This is a genomic window from Chitinophaga pinensis DSM 2588 (assembly GCF_000024005.1).
GTDB lineage: Bacteria > Bacteroidota > Bacteroidia > Chitinophagales > Chitinophagaceae > Chitinophaga > Chitinophaga pinensis.
On sequence record NC_013132.1, the window covers coordinates 8,924,142 to 8,940,593 of the forward strand.

Below are 16,452 nucleotides of genomic sequence, written 5' to 3' on the forward strand. Positions count from 1 at the left end.
TTATTACGTTTTTTTACGCATGATTGCATCTTTCAGTTTCTGCCTGATACGGCTCAGCTTAACACCTACATTGTTTTCGGAATCACCCGTGATATCTGCAATTTCACGATAACTGATCCCTTCGATGTATAAAAGAATCAAGGCTTTTTCTGCTTTAGGCAAAGAGCGGATCATTTCCCATAACAGCTGTTCCTGTTCACGCGGCACATGATCTTCTCCCTGCGCAGATGGTACAATATCCGTACTAAAGACATGTTTATTGCGTACAGCAGATTTTCTTAAATAGGTCAATGCGGTATTTAATGCCACCCGGTACATCCAGGTAGACGTCTTACTCTTAAAACTGAAGCGGGGAAAAGATAACCATAGCTGTAACCAGATCTCCTGCAACAAATCTTCTTTATCTTCTTTATTATCAGCATAGATATTCACTACCTTATAGATAATCCCCTGATGCGGCATCGTATGTTCAAGAAATGCTGCTTTAGTCATTACTTATACACCATTTTGATAACAAACGGGACATCAGCTATTCCGCAGCGTATTCTCCCGGACTGTTGCTTTGCGGATAGCAAGAGCGGGGACAGTACAATAGTTGTCAGACATTTTTTCATTTTGAATCATTTTATTCATTAGTATACCTGCCTGTCCAAACCTTACAGGATTTGTAAAAAAACTTTCTATTGAAGATTCCTTTTTAGCCGATAACACTAATCAGATGGGTTTAACTACATACATTATAACCGATACGCCGCGCAAAGTAAATTACTAAAACAGCTTCAATCAGCAGGGAAATTAATTTGCAGCATATGCTCGCAGAGCTGCTATAAACACTGTGCGGTTAACTGGTCCAGGGAATAAATACGCACGCCGGTTAAAGTAGCAGGTTCGTCAAATTGATGTATAATATTACCTTCGTCCAGTACTGGGCGGTTTTGTTCAGCGTACCATTTTTGCTTTGTTCAAGATGTCAGCTTACACCCTAAGCAGCTATCGTTAAATAAAACCTAAATAACTTATCGTGTATTTGTTGACTTTATTTTCTTCATAAATTGCTGCTATAAATCCACACCGCCAATGCGCAAAATTCTACTACTGGCTTTGTTTAACCTTGGCTTCCTATACTCCCATGCCCAAACATCATTCGGGATTACTGCCGGTTTGGGGAATGCTAAAATGCGTTTTCCGGATGATGATGGCTTAAATTACAAGATCAATCCGTCCTGGCGGGCTGGTATCATGGCAGATGTGAAATTGATAGGAAAATTCTACCTGCAACCACAATTACTGATCAGCAGGAAAGGCAATCATACTTACATTGGCAATGCAGACCAACCTGCTGCTTTTATATTCGATGTTCATGAAAAAACGCATTTAACATACCTGGAACTGCCTGTGAATCTGGTACTTAAATTTCCACTGGGAAGCGGCAAATTCATCACAGGCGCAGGTGGCTATATTGCATACGGACTTGGGGGGAAAGATAAAATAACTGGAACAGAACGTGCTACAGGAGCAGATTATGAACGCAAAATCGATGTAAAATTCGAAAAGGAGCCACATCTGGCGGAAGCTGATTTCGGTAAAACCACTTATTACAGACCAATAGATCTGGAACTTAATTTTCTGGCTGGGTATGAATTCAAGAATGGTCTCGGACTAAACTTCACTTACAGCCCCGGACTTAAAAACATGGCGCCGCCACCGATTGTAATAGGTCCGTCTACCATCATATATAATAGACGGATGAACACTTACGCCGGACTATCAGTAACATACATGCTGAAAAAACACACTTCAAAAGCTTAAGCAACTATATACTTATTATAAACGGAAGCCTTGCTTTTACCACAACAACACTGTGGCAGGATCATTATTGCCTGACACAGTTCATCCTATCATTTTTTATTAATCCAATTGTTCTTCATCATGAAAAAAATCACATTGTTAGCCTTATTGGCTATGGGTATTTCTGCTGCTCATGCGCAAACGCGATATGGCATTACCGCAGGATTCTTACATTCATCAACACACGTATCTTACAAAGATGGCAGTACAGCGCCCTCAGAATCGATGAAAAAAAACTTTTACCCTGAATGGCAAGCTGGCATAATAGCGGACATACAGCTAACAAGTCGGCTATATCTGCAACCGCAACTGCAGGTCACTATAAAAGGAAAATCCAAATACATAAACACGGACATCGATCCTAGTGTAAGAAGAGTGGACACCAGGTTCCGTAACACATCCCTGGAATTACCTGTGAACCTGGTGTACAAATACCCATTAGGAAAAGGGAAACTGATTGGTGGTGGTGGTGGATATATTGCCCGCGGACTTGGAGGGCGATCGAGAGTGACATATTATTTTCGTGATGGACATGAAATGGTGTATAAGTATGGCTTAAAGTTCAAAAGTGACGTATCTCAGGAAGATGAAGCCCAATACAATGGTTATAGCAGGCCGATCGACCTGGGCCTGAATTTCGTTACCGGATATGAACTAAAAAATGGTCTCGCCTTCAAGCTGAATTATAGCCTTGGTTTAAAAGACAAAACGCCGACATATACCAGGGAAGTCTCCACTAAATCAAAAGATAGATATTTTGCAGCGACTGTCAGCTATCTGATTAACCGAAAAGCTTAATGTTTTTTTCCAGCGATATTACCTGCTGCAATATCGCTGGTATCCCTATACCTGTTATTATTTTTCGTTTATCCCTATACCTATACTTGTCGCCTAAAATAACGCAACAATGACCAGACAACTGAGTACATCCTTTAGCGGGGCACTACGCACCTTTGCCTATTTCATGGCCAGCGGTACACACTATGCGCTGGAAGGCGTAGACTATCTTCCCTTATATGGCAATGAACCCAGCGCCATTGAAATGACCTTTGCCATCTACGTCAACGTAATTAAACTGGATGAAAATGGTAATGTACTGAATGCAAAATACGCAGAACGTCGTGCAGCTGAATATCTGAAAGAATATTGCATACCCGGCTACAAAGCCTATCCGGCATTTGAAGAATGGGAGACTACCTTACATGCACCTCCTTCGTTGAAGGATCAGATATAAAACAGTATCAGGGCTTTTTCAAAAATGTTTCCACCTGTTTATTAAATTCATCGGGCACTTCAATGGGTGCATAGTGAGAAGCATTTTTTATGATCACTAATTCAGCACCAGGAATACTTGCTGCAATGAGCCGGGTATGTGCTTCCTTAATGACATCATGCTCTCCTGCCATTACCAGCACCGGACATTGAATTGTTCTTAATGTGGAAGGATCAATATGAGGTTCTTCCAGCATACAACGATTGACCCGTAATGCAAAGGCATTGGAAGGTGTATGTTCTGCCTCAATTACCTTGATCTGATGTTGAATAGTATCTACCAGCCAGCCATATAAAGCAGTGGTATCCGGATACAGATTAGCGCCCATTGCAGCAAGTTTTTTCACTTTCTCCGGATGACACATGGCGAGTATCAGTCCTGTAATACCGCCATCACTCCAACCCAATACATCTACGCTATCCAGTTTCAACTCATTCAGGAGCTTGTACATATCATCTGCATATAACTCATATGTCAACCGGGTTGTATCGGCAGTAGACTTTCCATGTCCACGTGTATCAACAGCAATTACCCTGAATGATTGAGCTAATGCAGGTATCTGTTTTTCGTAATGACGGATAGACTCCAATGCGCCATGTAGCAATAACAGCGGCTGTCCTTCTCCATACTCCTCATAGTATATCCTGTTACCATTGATCGTGGCATATTTTCCTGTCCGTTCATTGTTACCATAATCAAGGGAAACAATTTCGCTGGCATCGATAGATAAAGCCTGTTTATCACCATGTACCAGCTGAGCCGTCACTGACACCTTTACTGATGATGGTTGATTAATAAACTTCCATGCACTCAGATCAGTATCTTCAAAACCGGCATTTTTTACCGGTACTTCCTTTTTGTTGATGAACAATTTCATGTCATCGAAAAAAAACCGGGCCTTCCCCGAATACAGAGCACCAATAAAAAGCGATTGTGTACGCTTGTCTATTTTACCGGATACCGTCAGCCGGTTCCATTCCCCTGCCTTAAAGTCCTCCATACTCAGTTTTCCGATAGCGGTACTAACCTGCGTCTGCTGATTGTAACCAAGTGCCATCAATGCAGTACCCGAATTATTTTCTGTACGCTCCGCATACATCCAGCATTCAATGGTAAAGGAGGCGCCTTTATAGGTACTAACATCTATGCTCTGGAAAAAAACAGGGGGTTGCCCATCCTGGGCATTTGCCATCAGTGAAGTGACCAGCGCAATACAACAAACAATAAAAGCAGGGATTATTTTCATCATGGGTTAGCATTTACAGGGGTAAAAATTAAAATAAAAAGCGGTATTCCCAAACTGGTATAGCTGCATTTATTAACAAAATATATAGCATCTTCCCAATCCGGTCTCTTCAAAATTAAAGTATATTAGTATAGACGTTTCAGGCACTGATTTCCGCTATCACCCGCAATGTATCAGTTTATGCATATTCAATGGCATCCACAACTATTAGCCCTTATCTTACTCATCACAGGCTGTAAAAATACTAAGCCGGAGTATGTCAGAAAATATACACTTCTATTTGAGCCGGCACTTCTTCATGCAATTGTCGCAGATGCGCCATCTCGTCCCGATCCTTATCCGCTTTTCAGAATAAGGGAAAAAATGCGCACAGGTTACATCGACAGAGAGGGTAATCCAGTCATACCTCCTGCTTTCGTTGCTGCTGGCGACTTCTCAGAAGGACTCGCAGCCGCCCGTGCAGGTGGATACTATGGATACATTGACAAGACCGGGCAATTTGTTATTCCTCCCAGATACGATTTCGCAACGGAGTTCTCTGACAATACCGGATTGGTATATAAAGATGGACTCCCCATCTTTATCGACAGGAAAGGAAACAAACTTTTTGAACATCCCTTCCTGCAGGCAGGTCCTTTTACAAAGGGACTCGCTTTAATCACCACCGCCTCCCACAAACCCGGTGTAATCAATAAAAAAGGAGTACTAGTCATAGATACGATCTACCACAGCATTTATCCCTTTAGAAATAATCTGACCATCGCCGGTGATCAGGATGGAAACAAAATGGTACTACTGGACACTGCCGGCAAACGTATTACCCCTCCGACAGGTATCCATAACGCCAATGCCTTAAAAGAATATTACGAAAAACTTCCTGTCACGGAAACTACCAAAGGTCAGCGGATTGATGGTAATTATCTTGTGGATATGGGCAATGGTATCACGCTAAACGTACAACATGGTGACGTTTTCTATATGGATGAAAGAAAATATGTGTTATGGCAGTTCGCTAAATCAGTAGACTTTCCACATGACTATGACATCGATTATAAAGCCACCGGATACTATCTCATAAAAGAAGATCCCAAGCCGGTCTATCATTGTAAACAACCATTACCACCAGGCGAATTCAGTCTGACAGTGATACCCGATATCCGCGAAACTGAGCATGGATTTTTCAATGGCAACGGCTACTGTACCATTCTTGCTAATCGTTCAGGACAAGCCATTACATTTGAGAAATATGGGTCAGCACTCCTTATGAGAATGCAGGCGAAAACAAATACTGGTGAATGGCGGGACATTGAAGAGATAAGCAGCGATTGCGCCAATGGCTTAGATAACATGACTTTACGATCCGGTCATTATCTCCACATGGTATCTCCCGCTTACAGCGGTCCGGTTAAAACAAAACTAAGATTGCAGTTTGCCTACGTCAGCTATGGTGAACCGCACACGATTTATAGCAATGAATTCAATGGCAGCATCAATCCGGGACAGCTATGGCGATCTGAACGGAACTTTCATTCCACTGACTATCTCCTTCCATGATAACTTCCCTGTAATTGCTTTACAATAATATCTCCCGCCCTATATCAATCTCACCCAGAAAGTATTCATCATGACTGATAACGATCAGCGTACCCTGATATTCATTGACCGCCGCAGTTAGTATCTCAATATTCTGAATATCCAGGTTATTAGTCGGTTCATCCAGCACGATTATATCAGGCGCCTGGTTACCAATGGTCAGTGAGCAAAGCATTAAGCGCATTTTCTCTCCGCCACTTAAAGCCTGACAAGGCTTATCCCAATACTCCTTCGTAAACAGGAAGCGGTTCAGTCTTGTCTTTATTTCATGCTCCTGCAAACCGGTTTTGTTGTACCGTGATGCCTGTTCATAGACAGTCAGACTATTATCTATCAGGGAATAATCCTGGTCAATATAAATGGTCTTTACCGTAGCCCTGTCAATAGTGCCCGTTTGTGGTGTCAGCTCTCCCAGCAACATCCTGATCAGGGTCGTCTTACCGGATCCGTTATGTCCACGGATCACAATCCGTTCGCCACTGGTGATCTGAAAACTAAGCGGCATGGACCAGAGTAAACGTTCCCCGTAACTGAAGTTCACCTCCTTTGCCGTTACCAGGATCTTTCCTTTGTGCAGAGATGAATTGTCGAAATCCATTTTCATTTTGTCCATATCGGGCAACTCCTTACGCAACTGATTTAGCTCGTCAGAAATGTTACCCACCTTTTCTGTATGAACACCTTTCATACGTGCACTACTCTTCTCTGCATTATTCCGGAAAGTATTCATGGAGATTGTTGGTAGCCCTGCCTTCTCCTGTTTCTTTTTACCACGTGCATCCAGCTTTTGCTGACGCTCCATAGACTCCCGTTCCGTTTCTCTTGCTTTCCGCAATTCCTTTTCCTTGCTCTTCACATCCTGGTTCAGTGCTTCACTGGCAATCATCTTCTGTTCTGTATAAAACTCATAATTACCACCATAAACAGTAATACCTCGTTTGGTCAATTCAAAAACAGTCTCCAGAAAATTGAGCAGTGTCCTGTCGTGGCTCACCACAACAAGTGTATCTGTCGTAGAAGAGATGTAATCGTATAAAATACTTCTCGCCTGCACATCCAGGTGATTACTGGGTTCATCCAGCAATACCAGTGCAGGCTGATGTATGGCAATGCCTGCGAGAAAGACTTTTGTTTTCTGTCCGCCGCTTAATGTCCGCATTGATTGCATCAGATCGACGTCTTCCAGCTGCCAGTGTGCAAAAGCCTCCTGACAACGTTCTTCAATCGTCCAGTCATCATCCAGTGAAGTCATATGCGCTTCCGTTACATTACCTGCCAGTATCTCGCGCAATGCGCTGATCTTCATTTCTACGCGAAGCGCCTGCGCCACAGTATAATCATTATACTGGCCGAATAACTGAGGAATGTAATAGGGTATTACCTCTTTTTTGATGATCCCGGCAGAAGGGAGTAATTCCCCGGCTAAGATTTTTAAAAGAGTAGACTTACCGGCGCCGTTATTGCCGATCAAAGCGATTTTATCCTGTTTATTAACAGTCAGATGGATATCAGAAAAAAGTATATCTCTGTTGGGATGAGTATAAGTTACACCTTGAAGAATGAGCATAATTTCCTTCTCTAAAGAATGAATAATGACAAATACCGGGCAGAGCCGGTATGCCTATTTATCTGTTCTGAAAGAAATTAAATCTCACATTAGTGTACTATCGGGTTTGATGATGGGTGCAAAAATACAAAAAAATCGGAATTACAAATTATTTCAGCTGAAGGAGTAATGCGGTCATATAAGTCAGTATATACTGGTGCAATAGCCATTCATAGGTAACAGGTGTTTATACAGAATAGTTTACTGATTCCACTTCTTCCTGATACTAAACAGGAATATCCAGTAAGGTACGAGGTATATCGCACCGGGCAGCATGACCAAAATAGAGGCAAATCCTATAACTAATACCATTGTCAATAGCAGGAATCCCCACATAACAGCGAAAACGATATTCAGGTTGATTGCCCATTTCGCTTCCATCCACACTGGAAAAGTCATCAGGAATAAAATAGCGCCTGGTATCGTACACGCCAGCATCATACCCACAACGTAGCCGGTACCGTAACCTGGTGCACGGCTTATTACTTCCGGGATATTAAACAGATTCAGAAACACTAGCAGTGTGATCAATCCGCTGAGGACCATACCGATCCAAATGAATACCCTTAATACAGTGTGTAACAGATCACGTCTGCGTACCGGCAGACCGGCATTAAAACTTTCGTCAAATATACTTGACATTTCTCCCGGATTATCCCCCATAAAAATATTTGAAAGTAACGCTAAGATATTCAAATAAATAGTAATAAAAAATTCCTCACTGGTCGACCAGTGAGGAGTCAGAAAAAGGAATATATATTGATTGTTGAACCCTTAGATTACCCTACCAGTTCTGCCTGGAGGGAAATTTCAATAGCTGCGTAAGCACGACTCACAGGACAACCAGCTTTAGCGCCGGCAGCGATCTCCTGAAACTGCTCATTCGAGATACCTGGTATCTTTGCTTTCAGCGCCAGATCAGAGCGTGTAATCGTCCCGTTATCCAGTGTAACCGCCGCTGTTGTTTCCAGGGTATCTGCTTTAAAACCTGCAGCTTCCAGATCCAGGGTAAGCTTCATGTTAAAGCAACCTGCGTGTGCTGCTGCCATCAATTCTTCCGGATTAGTACCTACGCCTTCTGCGAAACGGCTGTTGAAAGAATACTGTGTTTTGTTTAAAACAGTGCTCTGGGTAGATATGTTACCACTTCCTTCTTTGATGGTGCCATTCCAGATGGCAGATGCTGTACGTTTCATACTATTAAATGTTTTAAGTGTTTTGCTTGTTTGTTTATCATTGAACTGATGATACAAAAGTACGGCGGTCATACAGGGTGAGCAATGCACATTTGGCGACTCTTATTGTACTTTTTACCCCCCTCCCCTTTTTCCGGGCAAAACACCAGGGAGTGGCACACAATCCAACCATAGAATCATGTGCCACATCGTATATTATAGTCTCCTTTCTGACTCCTCAATCGGCAGATCATTGATACTGGCAAACCTGCGCTGCATCAGTCCATTTTCGTCAAACTCCCAGTTCTCATTACCATATGCCCTGAACCACTGTCCATTCTTATCATGATACTCATACTCAAAACGTACAGCGATCCTGTTATCTGTGAATGCCCACAGTTCTTTCTTCAGTTTATAATCCAGCTCTTTCTTCCATTTATCCGCAAGAAATGCTTTAGCCGCCTCACGTCCATTCAGAAAAGTTGACCTGTTCCTCCATTCTGTATCCACACTATAGGCCAGTGAAACCCTTTCCGGATCCTGTGAGTTCCAGGCGTCTTCAGCAAGCTGTACTTTCTCCTTCGCCGTCTCCAATGTAAACGGCGGCAATGGATATCTCTTTTCCATAGTATATTGTTTAATTGATTAATGAGTTGACTATTTTCTTTGCACGGTTCACCGGCCACTGGTCCCTGTACAACTGGCTTTCCACAAAAGCGCCCTCATACAAAAGATAGACATGATCCGCCAGTTCCGCGTTATCCAGCAGATTCCTGAAGTTCTGACGGATATTGCTTTTATGGTCATGAATGACGTCTCTCACCTTCACATTATCAGCAGGAATCTCTGACAGTATATTAAGAAACGCACATCCCCTGAAGCTCTCTTTCTCATTCAGCAATGCAATCAGATCAAAAGATGCCAGCACTTTCATTTTAGCGCTCCTCTTCTGGGCACTCAATGCCTGCGCCTGCTCTTCTATATATTGATGCCGTTTCTCCAATACTCCCACACACAGATCCTCTTTTGATTTGAAATGCTGATAAAAACTGGCCTTCGCCACATCAGCTTCTTCAATGATCTGGTTGATACCGGTAGAGTTATAGCCCTGTCCTAAAAACAGGCGATAAGCAGTATCCAGTATCCGTTCCCTGGGTTGTAATGTTTCTTTGCTCATGATACAAAGGTAAAGGGATTTATTTTAAAAACAGACAAGTCTGTATATATTTATTTTTGATGGATATATTGATTTGTACAGATTCCTTCTTTTCAGGCGGCTATAGATTTTTATTATCTTGTGCATCAATCAGGCGAACATCTGAATGCATAAACACCAGACTATGTTTAAACACTTCCTCCTATTGCTTACCTGTGCTACAGGCTTTTTGGCTTGTCAGTCCCCCGCGCCCGAATTCACCCCGAATCCAAAAAAGCGGGCCTTTATCAGGAATGAAATAGACAATGCTTACCGCCGGAACTGGAGAACCTACAGATTACAAGGTCAGGTGAAAAGCATTGCGCAGTTCACCTACAGCACCGCTGCTGCGGATACTTCCGCGCCTGGTTATGAAACAAAAGAATATCTCTCGTTTGACAGTACCGGCAAACTGGCAGAACGCATCGTATATGATAAAGGAATATTCTCGACAAAAGCATTGCACAAATACAATGCTGCCGGCAAACTGACAGATATACTGTATTATGGTAGCGATGGTAAGTTCAGCTTCAGAACATACAACGAATATGATGCACAGGGGAATCTGATTGAAGAAGGACAACGCAATAAAGACAGTAGCACGCCAAAACAGGTGCTCAGCATATTTGACCTGTATGGAGGTTTGGTTAGTCAGTCATCAGGCGACAATATCGTCGAATACCTGAACACGTATGATAATGATAGTATCCTGGTAGAACAGGATGGCTTAATGAATAAAGTACCCGCCGGAAAGATCACGTGGAAGTTTGACAGCATCGGACATATGATTGAACAAACACGATATGCCGTAAATGGAGAGCTGTTGTACCAGAAGAAAACCGATTTCAATCAACAGGGCCTACCCGTTCTTTTATCCATAAAACAGCAAGGTAAAGCAGACAATATACAACAGATAGCCTACGATTCAGCAGGTTCGCTTATCAGACAGGCAACTGTCAATCCGGCCAATGGAGCCATCTCCAATGCCACCTGGACCAGCTATGAATACGATGCCTCAGGTAACTGGACCAAAGCAACAGTACACGGCGCAGGAGACGCGATTACAGGCGTTATCATCCGAAAGATTGCCTATTACTAATAAAGAGGCTATCCTCCAACCCCCGATTTGCCACTTTCAGCTATTTATTCGCCGCATACAACAAATTCCGCTTGTTGTTGGTCTTTAGTACAGGCATCTTTGCTCCGAACAAACAAATTGACGGAATATGCGTGTATCCAGAAAGAAATGGACAGTAATCGGACTCTTCCTTGCAGTCGTAATGATAGCCATCCAGTTTATCAGACCGGGCATCTCCAATCCGCCCGTAACCGGTGAGATCAAAGTACCGGATGATGTGGCGCAGATCCTGCGTGCCTCCTGTTATGACTGCCATTCCAATCAAACACAGCTAAAATGGTTTGACCAGATCGCCCCTGCCTCCTGGCTGGTTGCACAGCATATCACCGATGGCCGTAAAGTCCTGAACTTCTCTAACTGGAACAGTCTCGCTCCGGGCGATCAGAAAGGGAACCTGTTTCTTTCCGTTAATCAGGCGATGTTCGGCGAAATGCCGCTGGCTTCCTATGCCACCTTCCATCCGGAAGCAAAATTGACGCCTGCGGCACTCAATACGCTCAAAACTTATGTAAATAGCCTGGCGCCGGTGAAGATATCTGATACCAGCCGACGCGCCGTAGCTGAAAAACAGTTTGCCCAGTGGACAGCAGGCGCCTTGCCTACCGTACAGCAGGTTAGTCCGGTACTGAACGGCATCGCCTACATCCAGGGCTACCGCAACTGGCAGATCGTGAATATATCTGACAGATATGATAACGGTACCATGCGGGTCATCCTGGGTAATGATATCGCCATGAAAGCCATCCATGCGCACAAAACGAATCCGTGGCCCAATGGTACCATCTTCGCCAAAGTAGCCTGGGAACAACTGACAGACAGCAACAGAATAGCTACCTCCGGAGAACTGAAACAGGTGGAATTCATGATACGGGACGACCAGAAATTTGCCAGCTCCGCCGGTTGGGGTTGGGCAAGATGGAAGGGCAATGACCTGAAACCTTACGGTAAAACGCTCACCTTCTCCCAGGAATGTGTGAACTGTCATCAGCCGATGAAAAATAACGACTACGTTTTCACTGAGCCATTAACTGAGGACGACAGACCAGAAAAAATCACCGGACTACCACAAGGCCAACTGATCACATCTACTATCGATAAAAACCAGCATACGCATAGCGTCCTGTATGGCAATGAGATCGCCGTACAACATGCCAGAAGCGGCGCACCTGGTCCTTATCCTGCCGGCGCAGTACTGACACTGGCCACCTGGGCACAGCAGGACGACGCACATTGGTTTGGCGCGAAAGTACCTCAACACCTGCAGTCAGTGGAAGTCGTGAAAGTAGATGCCAATGCAGCATATGAGCAATACCTGGCGCCCGGTTGGAAGAAAGCAGCTGCAACACTCCGTCCGGACAGAATCAGCTATATTACGCAACTGAAAGCCGCTGTGATCTTTAACTAAACAAGCAGACAGTTGTATATATCCAGAAACATACGCACATTCCGGGTGTCGAACGCCGTCATATGGACAAGCGCCCTGTTCATCGGCATCCTGGCCTCAATACCCAAAATATTACGCATACATATCACGAAATGGGAATTGCTGGCGGATATCTCAGTAGCCACCAGCTTTTCCATTTTGATCTGGTACTTTAATATATACATGCTACCCACCTTCCGGGCCGGGGCAGCACCAGCCAGGTTCGCCAGCAAACGACTTGCAGGTAGCCTGGCTTTAGGCATAGTGGTCATGGCTGCATTAGTACTGATATACCAGCTGATCCTGCCGCAATATCATTTTCAGTCCATGATGCTGATGTACGAGTTCAGAGGACTGGTCATCAACCTGACCATTTACCTGTTCCTGCACCTCATTTATCAACATCATATCACACAACTGATCAGCGTTGAACTGGAAAAAACAAAAGCAGATAACCTGTCAGCTCAGTTTGAACTGCTGAAACAACAGGTAAATCCACATTTCCTGTTTAACAGCCTGAATACACTGAAATCAATGGTGGAAATGCAGGACCAACAAGCATCCAGGTTTATAGTGATGTTGTCTGACTTTTACCGATCTTCCCTGGAGACACGCAAACAACACCTTGTCAGGATGGAAGAAGAGTTATCCACACTGGAGGCTTACCTCTTCCTGTTAAAGGCCCGTTTTGAAGACGGGATCTCATTGACAGTAAATATCAGCGACGCACACCGCGTATCTTTTATACCGCCTTTTACATTACAGTTGTTAATTGAAAACTGTATCAAACATAATATCGTTTCGCTTGGACAACCACTACATATCCACATCTTTTCAGATGATGCATTCATCGTTGTATCAAACAACCTGCAGATGAAACGTACACCTGAACCGTCTACGGGTTTAGGTCTTACAAACATCGCACAGCGTTATCAGTCCCTGCAACAGCAACAGATGGAAATCATAAAAGACAGTACTTCCTTTAAAGTTAAACTACCAGTGCTCAATGAAGATACTCGTGATAGAAGATGAGATCAAAACAGCAAAGGCACTGATAAAACTGATCAGCACCATTGATCCGGATGCAGAGATTACAGGTCCGCTGCAAACCGTTAGTGCCGCTATTGAAAACCTGTCTGCCCCTCCTTCTCCCGACCTGATATTCATGGATATCCAGCTGGCCGATGGTTCCTGTTTTGAGATCTTCAAAGAAGCAACAGTCACCGCGCCGGTCATCTTCTGCACAGCATATGATGAATATGCAATAGAAGCTTTTAAAGCCAATGGCATCGATTATATACTCAAACCTTTTACAGAAGAAACACTTACTGCCGCCTTTAAAAAAGTGGCTGGCTTACGCCGTTCACTGGCACAGCAGGATGTAAACCCCATCTACCCACTGCCCCTGCAACAGGGTAAGAAAAGTTTTCTGGTATTCAGAGATAACAAATATGTGGTGATCGCAGTAGAGAACATCGCTTTCTTCTATATCAAAAATGACTTCCCGGCCCTGGTGACTTTCGACGCGAAAGAATATACGCTCAATCAATCCCTGGATACGATCAGCGCCCAACTGCCGCAGGAACAGTTTTACCGCATCAACCGGCAGTATCTTATCAACTTCAATGCAGTACACGAAGTAGAACATTACTTCGGCCGTAAATTACTTGTACACCTGAAAACAGCCACACCCGAAAAGATCATCATCGGGAAAAACAAAGCCACAGAATTCCTGCACTGGCTTGACAACCGTTAATACTGGCCGTTTTTCCGACAGGCCCTTCCGTTCATGGAAAACGTAGATATATTTCCTAGCTTTATGTAGACCATCAAACATAGCCTTATGAATCATTTGAAAATAGGTTGGGCAGGTTTAGGCCATATGGGTGTTCCTATGGTAACAAACCTCGTCAAAGCCGGCTTTGACGTAACAGTATACAATCGTACAACAGACAAGGCGATCGCATTGCAGGAGACACTGGGCGTTAAAGTGGCGCATTCTCCCAGGGAACTGGCAGAAAGCAAAGACATGATCATCACCATGGTAACCGATGATGCAGCATTAAAAGAAATTTATGAAGGTACGGACGGCGTGCTTTCCGCCACATTACAGCGGGATATGCTGGCAATCGATATGAGTACCGTATCTCCGGATACAACCCGGCAACTGGCTACTTTATGCGAAGCAGCAGGTATCTGGTACCTGGATGCACCTGTGTCTGGTAGCGTAAAACCTGCACAGGAAGCCCAGCTGGTGATTATGGCAGGTGGAAGATCTGAAGATTTTGAACGTGCTAAACCCATCTTCAATGCACTCGGTAAGGCAGCACACCTGCTGGGTGATGCCGGCGCCGGCAACTATGCAAAACTGGCCATTAACACCTTCCTGGGCATCACATTACAGGGATTATCGGAAGCAGTGATATTTGCACAGAATAATGGCATACCGCCCGCACAATTCCTCCCCCTGATCAACAATGGTCCTATAGGCAGCGCCATTACCAATCTGAAAGCAACTAACATCGTTAACCATGATTTCACACCTGCGTTTCAGTTAGGTCTGCTGGCAAAAGATATCAGACTGGCCAAAGGCCAGGGACTCGATACGCCTATCGGCAATGCCCTCTTCGACACCTTACAGGATGCACTGACACAGGGACTGGCTACCTCGGATATGAGCGCCATCTATCAGTATCTTGAGAATAAATATGCAGAATAATTATAATTAAGAAGGCCGGTAATTACCGGCCTTCTGCATAATGTGCCTGTGTGTCTTTGGTCAGCACCTGGTTCTTCAATGAGGATAGCGATGGTTATATCTTTCAAAAAATAGTATGTAACTTATACCCGTAAAGTTACCACGGACTTTGCGCGACATCTACTACCTAATGTGGTAGTTATATACCACCAATGAAAGTGAGTTACTACAACATTCAGTATAAATTTCACGGCTTAACATGAAATAATATTAAAATGTAATATCATTGTGCTGTATTACCAAGTACAACCATATTCTGAATGCCAACTTAAAAATCCTGGAATGACCAAATTGAAACTCGCGCTCTTAATGAGCATCTCCCTGTTCCTTGCATCCTGCGGAAAAGACAAAGACAACGACCCAACAAACGGAGGCGGAAGCGGTAACGGAAACGGAAACGAAGTCGTATACGTAAAGCCTGCCAGCAAAAAAGGAGCAGACTTCAGTACCAACACTGATTACGGTACCTGGTACGGCAACGTAGTGAACCTGAAAAGTCACTGGTTCTATACCTGGGGTACATTGATGCCAGCTAAAACAGTACCACAGAACTGTGATTTCGTACCGATGTTCTGGGGTAAAGGGAATGTCACCACTGCCCTGATCGACTCCGTTAAAAAACTGAAAGCAGCCGGTACTGTCAAATATGTATTAGGATTCAATGAACCTGATGCGAAAGATCAGTCCAACATGTCCGAAGATGAAGCCCTGGCCCTCTGGCCTCAGCTGGAAAGCATTGGCTTACCACTGGGTAGCCCTGCTACCCAGTGGCCTGATGTAAAATGGCTCTATACTTTCATGGATAAAGCTATACAGCAAAAACGCCGTGTAGATTTCATTTGTGTACACATGTATGTAGGAACGGATGACGCACACTTCGTGAAAACGCTGCGGGACCTGTATAACAAATACCAACTGCCTATCTGGATCACGGAATTTGCTACGGCAGACCATAATGCACAAACAATGGAAGCCAATATGTACAAACCGGAACAGGTACTGGCCTTCATGCAGCGTCTGCTGCCACAACTGGAAGACTTGCCTTATGTACACCGCTATTCCTGGTTCTCAAGTTCACCAATCCAACCAGCATTATGGCCTTCTTCGCTGATTGCTGCGGATGGTAAACTGACGACACTGGGACAGTGGTATGCGAATTATAAGCCTAACGCAAATATTAAGTGATTTGGCTTAGAA

Annotated in this window: 17 protein-coding genes; 10 read left to right on the forward strand and 7 right to left on the reverse strand. The window is 44.0% G+C overall.

Annotation, left to right across the window (positions count from 1 at the left end; translation table 11 throughout):
* Positions 1-3: 3 nt before the first annotated feature.
* Positions 4-492 (reverse strand): RNA polymerase sigma factor, encoded by a 489-nt coding sequence (locus CPIN_RS35325; protein WP_012794700.1) that lies wholly within the window; start codon positions 490-492, stop codon positions 4-6.
* 585 nt (positions 493-1,077) lie between these two features.
* On the opposite strand from CPIN_RS35325, the gene CPIN_RS35330 reads away from it, so the two are divergent.
* The 3 genes from CPIN_RS35330 to CPIN_RS35340 all read left to right on the forward strand — a co-directional run bounded on the left by CPIN_RS35330 (position 1,078) and on the right by CPIN_RS35340 (position 3,082).
* Complete coding sequence (locus CPIN_RS35330) at positions 1,078-1,809, forward strand: porin family protein (RefSeq protein ID WP_012794701.1); 732 nt, start codon at positions 1,078-1,080, stop codon at positions 1,807-1,809.
* A 120-nt stretch (positions 1,810-1,929) separates the two neighbouring features.
* Entirely contained in the window at positions 1,930-2,646 is a 717-nt protein-coding gene (locus CPIN_RS35335; RefSeq protein WP_012794702.1) for an outer membrane beta-barrel protein, read from the forward strand.
* Positions 2,647-2,755: 109 nt separating this feature from the next.
* A complete protein-coding gene (locus tag CPIN_RS35340; protein ID WP_012794703.1) occupies positions 2,756-3,082 on the forward strand; it encodes a DUF7677 family protein in 327 nt (108 codons plus the stop codon).
* 7 nt (positions 3,083-3,089) lie between these two features.
* On the opposite strand, the gene CPIN_RS35345 is transcribed toward CPIN_RS35340, so the two are convergent.
* The gene (locus CPIN_RS35345; protein ID WP_083781189.1) at positions 3,090-4,370 is read right to left on the reverse strand and encodes an alpha/beta fold hydrolase; all 1,281 of its coding nucleotides are present in this window, start codon (positions 4,368-4,370) and stop codon (positions 3,090-3,092) included.
* Between the two features lie 360 nt (positions 4,371-4,730).
* Between CPIN_RS35345 and CPIN_RS37350 the strand changes: the two genes are divergently transcribed.
* Positions 4,731-5,921: a WG repeat-containing protein gene (locus tag CPIN_RS37350; RefSeq protein ID WP_052306941.1), complete on the forward strand. Its 1,191-nt coding sequence runs from the start codon at positions 4,731-4,733 to the stop codon at positions 5,919-5,921.
* Between the two features lie 19 nt (positions 5,922-5,940).
* Here the strand turns inward: CPIN_RS37350 and abc-f are convergent, their stop codons facing one another.
* The 5 genes from abc-f to CPIN_RS35375 form a co-directional block, all read right to left on the reverse strand.
* Positions 5,941-7,527: a ribosomal protection-like ABC-F family protein gene (abc-f, locus tag CPIN_RS35355; RefSeq protein ID WP_012794706.1), complete on the reverse strand. Its 1,587-nt coding sequence runs from the start codon at positions 7,525-7,527 to the stop codon at positions 5,941-5,943.
* A gap of 240 nt (positions 7,528-7,767) precedes the next feature.
* Positions 7,768-8,208 (reverse strand): hypothetical protein, encoded by a 441-nt coding sequence (locus CPIN_RS35360; RefSeq protein ID WP_148230700.1) that lies wholly within the window; start codon positions 8,206-8,208, stop codon positions 7,768-7,770.
* A gap of 137 nt (positions 8,209-8,345) precedes the next feature.
* On the reverse strand, positions 8,346-8,762 hold the full coding sequence (locus CPIN_RS35365) for an OsmC family protein (RefSeq protein ID WP_012794709.1): 417 nt from the start codon (positions 8,760-8,762) through the stop codon (positions 8,346-8,348).
* Positions 8,763-8,957: 195 nt separating this feature from the next.
* On the reverse strand, positions 8,958-9,368 hold the full coding sequence (locus CPIN_RS35370) for a nuclear transport factor 2 family protein (protein ID WP_012794710.1): 411 nt from the start codon (positions 9,366-9,368) through the stop codon (positions 8,958-8,960).
* 10 nt (positions 9,369-9,378) lie between these two features.
* Positions 9,379-9,918: a TetR/AcrR family transcriptional regulator gene (locus CPIN_RS35375; protein ID WP_012794711.1), complete on the reverse strand. Its 540-nt coding sequence runs from the start codon at positions 9,916-9,918 to the stop codon at positions 9,379-9,381.
* 163 nt (positions 9,919-10,081) lie between these two features.
* On the opposite strand from CPIN_RS35375, the gene CPIN_RS35380 reads away from it, so the two are divergent.
* From CPIN_RS35380 to CPIN_RS35405, 6 genes are all read left to right on the forward strand, one after another.
* Positions 10,082-11,035 (forward strand): hypothetical protein, encoded by a 954-nt coding sequence (locus CPIN_RS35380; protein ID WP_012794712.1) that lies wholly within the window; start codon positions 10,082-10,084, stop codon positions 11,033-11,035.
* Between the two features lie 127 nt (positions 11,036-11,162).
* On the forward strand, positions 11,163-12,479 hold the full coding sequence (locus CPIN_RS35385; RefSeq protein WP_012794713.1) for a cytochrome P460 family protein: 1,317 nt from the start codon (positions 11,163-11,165) through the stop codon (positions 12,477-12,479).
* A 45-nt stretch (positions 12,480-12,524) separates the two neighbouring features.
* Positions 12,525-13,529, forward strand: coding sequence for a sensor histidine kinase (locus tag CPIN_RS35390; RefSeq protein ID WP_245552065.1), 1,005 nt, complete (start codon positions 12,525-12,527; stop codon positions 13,527-13,529).
* Complete coding sequence (locus tag CPIN_RS35395; RefSeq protein ID WP_012794715.1) at positions 13,504-14,253, forward strand: LytR/AlgR family response regulator transcription factor; 750 nt, start codon at positions 13,504-13,506, stop codon at positions 14,251-14,253. Before CPIN_RS35390 ends, CPIN_RS35395 begins: the two co-directional genes overlap by 26 nt.
* Before the next feature lie 87 nt (positions 14,254-14,340).
* On the forward strand, positions 14,341-15,216 hold the full coding sequence (locus CPIN_RS35400) for an NAD(P)-dependent oxidoreductase (RefSeq protein ID WP_012794716.1): 876 nt from the start codon (positions 14,341-14,343) through the stop codon (positions 15,214-15,216).
* Between the two features lie 321 nt (positions 15,217-15,537).
* On the forward strand, positions 15,538-16,440 hold the full coding sequence (locus CPIN_RS35405) for a glycosyl hydrolase (RefSeq protein WP_012794717.1): 903 nt from the start codon (positions 15,538-15,540) through the stop codon (positions 16,438-16,440).
* The last annotated feature ends 12 nt before the right edge of the window (positions 16,441-16,452 follow it).

Bases quoted from the DNA above. Each gene is read 5' to 3' on its own strand.
- CPIN_RS35370 (WP_012794710.1), bottom strand. From the start codon at position 9,368: ATGGAAAAGAGATATCCATTGCCGCCGTTTACATTGGAGACGGCGAAG.
- CPIN_RS35395 (WP_012794715.1), top strand. From the start codon at position 13,504: ATGAAGATACTCGTGATAGAAGATGAGATCAAAACAGCAAAGGCACTG.
- abc-f (WP_012794706.1), bottom strand. From the start codon at position 7,527: ATGCTCATTCTTCAAGGTGTAACTTATACTCATCCCAACAGAGATATA.
- CPIN_RS35335 (WP_012794702.1), top strand. From the start codon at position 1,930: ATGAAAAAAATCACATTGTTAGCCTTATTGGCTATGGGTATTTCTGCT.
- CPIN_RS35405 (WP_012794717.1), top strand. From the start codon at position 15,538: ATGACCAAATTGAAACTCGCGCTCTTAATGAGCATCTCCCTGTTCCTT.
- CPIN_RS35330 (WP_012794701.1), top strand. From the start codon at position 1,078: ATGCGCAAAATTCTACTACTGGCTTTGTTTAACCTTGGCTTCCTATAC.
- CPIN_RS35375 (WP_012794711.1), bottom strand. From the start codon at position 9,918: ATGAGCAAAGAAACATTACAACCCAGGGAACGGATACTGGATACTGCT.
- CPIN_RS35400 (WP_012794716.1), top strand. From the start codon at position 14,341: ATGAATCATTTGAAAATAGGTTGGGCAGGTTTAGGCCATATGGGTGTT.
- CPIN_RS35340 (WP_012794703.1), top strand. From the start codon at position 2,756: ATGACCAGACAACTGAGTACATCCTTTAGCGGGGCACTACGCACCTTT.
- CPIN_RS35345 (WP_083781189.1), bottom strand. From the start codon at position 4,370: ATGATGAAAATAATCCCTGCTTTTATTGTTTGTTGTATTGCGCTGGTC.
- CPIN_RS35385 (WP_012794713.1), top strand. From the start codon at position 11,163: ATGCGTGTATCCAGAAAGAAATGGACAGTAATCGGACTCTTCCTTGCA.
- CPIN_RS37350 (WP_052306941.1), top strand. From the start codon at position 4,731: ATGCGCACAGGTTACATCGACAGAGAGGGTAATCCAGTCATACCTCCT.
- CPIN_RS35325 (WP_012794700.1), bottom strand. From the start codon at position 492: ATGACTAAAGCAGCATTTCTTGAACATACGATGCCGCATCAGGGGATT.
- CPIN_RS35360 (WP_148230700.1), bottom strand. From the start codon at position 8,208: ATGTCAAGTATATTTGACGAAAGTTTTAATGCCGGTCTGCCGGTACGC.
- CPIN_RS35380 (WP_012794712.1), top strand. From the start codon at position 10,082: ATGTTTAAACACTTCCTCCTATTGCTTACCTGTGCTACAGGCTTTTTG.
- CPIN_RS35365 (WP_012794709.1), bottom strand. From the start codon at position 8,762: ATGAAACGTACAGCATCTGCCATCTGGAATGGCACCATCAAAGAAGGA.